Annotated in this window: 2 protein-coding genes; both read right to left on the reverse strand. The window is 66.0% G+C overall.

Going from position 1 to position 1,863, the window contains the following annotated elements; all coding sequences use genetic code 11:
• Nucleotide 1: 1 nt before the first annotated feature.
• Nucleotides 2-1,666, reverse strand: a complete 1,665-nt coding sequence (gene kdpA / locus AQJ27_RS51330) for a potassium-transporting ATPase subunit KdpA (RefSeq protein ID WP_067385985.1) — start codon at nucleotides 1,664-1,666, stop codon at nucleotides 2-4.
• A gap of 7 nt (nucleotides 1,667-1,673) precedes the next feature.
• On the reverse strand, nucleotides 1,674-1,763 hold the full coding sequence (kdpF, locus tag AQJ27_RS51335; protein WP_016434100.1) for a K(+)-transporting ATPase subunit F: 90 nt from the start codon (nucleotides 1,761-1,763) through the stop codon (nucleotides 1,674-1,676).
• Nucleotides 1,764-1,863 lie beyond the last annotated feature (100 nt).

Below are 1,863 nucleotides of genomic sequence, written 5' to 3' on the forward strand. Positions count from 1 at the left end.
CTCATGACGCCAGCCCCTCGGCCAGCGGACCCAGCGCGAGCGCCGGGAAGTAGGTCAGACCGGTGATGATCAGAATCGCGCCCACCAGCAGACCCGTGAACAGCGGCTTCTCCGTGCGCAGGGTGCCCGCGGTCGCCGGGACCGGCCTCTGCTCGGCCAGCGAACCCGCCAGCGCCAGCACGAACACCATCGGCAGGAACCGGCCCAGCAGCATCGCGATACCGAGCGTGCTGTTGAACCACTGCGTGTCCGCGTTCAGACCCGCGAACGCCGAACCGTTGTTGTTGGCACCCGAGGTGTAGGCGTACAGGATCTCGGAGAAGCCATGCGCCCCGCTGTTGGTCATCGAGTGGCCCGGAGTGGGCAGCGCCATCGCCGCGGCCGTGAAGACCAGCACCAGCGCCGGCGTGATGAGGATGTAGCAGGCCGCGAACTTGATCTCACGCGTGCCGATCTTCTTGCCCAGATACTCCGGGGTCCGCCCGACCATCAGACCGGCGATGAACACCGCGATGACCGCCATGATCAGCATGCCGTAGAGACCGGAACCGGTACCACCGGGAGCGATCTCACCCAGCTGCATACCCAGGATGGTGATACCACCGCCCAGACCCGTGAACGAGGAATGGAAGGAGTCCACCGCACCCGTCGAGGTCAGCGTCGTCGACACCGCGAAGATCGACGATCCGCCGACACCGATACGGGTCTCCTTGCCCTCCATCGCCCCGCCCGCGATCTGGAACGCCGGACCGTGGTGGGCGAACTCGGTCCACATCATCAGCGCGATGAAACCCAGCCAGATCGTGGCCATCGTCGCCAGGATCGCGTAACCCTGCTTCAGGCTGCCGACCATCCGGCCGAAGGTGCGGGTCAGCGCGAACGGGATGACCAGCAGCAGGAAGATCTCGAACAGGTTCGAGAACGGGGTGGGGTTCTCGAAGGGGTGCGCGGAGTTCGCGTTGAAGTAACCGCCACCGTTGGTGCCGATCTCCTTGATGGCCTCCTGCGAGGCGACCGCGCCGCCGTTCCACTGCTGCGAGCCGCCCATGAACTGGCCCACCGAGTGGATCCCGGAGAAGTTCTGGATGGCGCCGCAGGCGACCAGCACGATCGCGGCGACGACGGACAGCGGCAGCAGGATACGGACCGTGCCGCGCACCAGGTCGGCCCAGAAGTTGCCCAGCTCACCACTGCGGGAGCGCGAGAAGCCGCGTACGAGCGCCACGGCCACCGCGATACCGACCGCCGCCGAGACGAAGTTCTGCACCGCCAGACCACCGGTCTGCACCACATGGCCCATCGCCTGCTCGCCGTAGTACGACTGCCAGTTGGTGTTCGACACGAACGACGCGGCCGTGTTGAACGCCTGGTCCGGGTCGATCGCGGCAAAGCCGAGCGAGCCGGGCAGATGACCCTGCAGACGCTGCAGCAGATAGAGGAAGAGGACACCGACCGCGGAGAAGGCGAGGACGCCGCGCAGATACGCGGGCCAGCGCATCTCCGTGTCCGGATTGGCACCGATACCCTTGTAGATCCACTTCTCCACACGCCAGTGCCTGTCGGAGGAGTAGACCTTGGCCATGTAGTCGCCAAGGGGAACGTAGGCGAGGGCCAGCGCCGCTATGAGCGCGAGCAGCTGGAGCACGCCGGCAAGAACGGGACTCATCACGCTCTCAGAACCTCTCCGGGAAGATCAGGGCGAGGACGAGATAGCCCAGCAGGGCGACGGCCACGACCAGGCCGACAATGTTCTCGGCGGTCACAGCTTCGTCACCCCCTTGGCGACGAGGGCCACCAGCGCGAACACCGCGATCGTGGTGACGACGAAGGCCAGATCGGCCATCGCGAACTCCTAGGAGAGGT

This window comes from Streptomyces olivochromogenes (genome assembly GCF_001514115.1).
Lineage (GTDB): Bacteria > Actinomycetota > Actinomycetes > Streptomycetales > Streptomycetaceae > Streptomyces > Streptomyces olivochromogenes.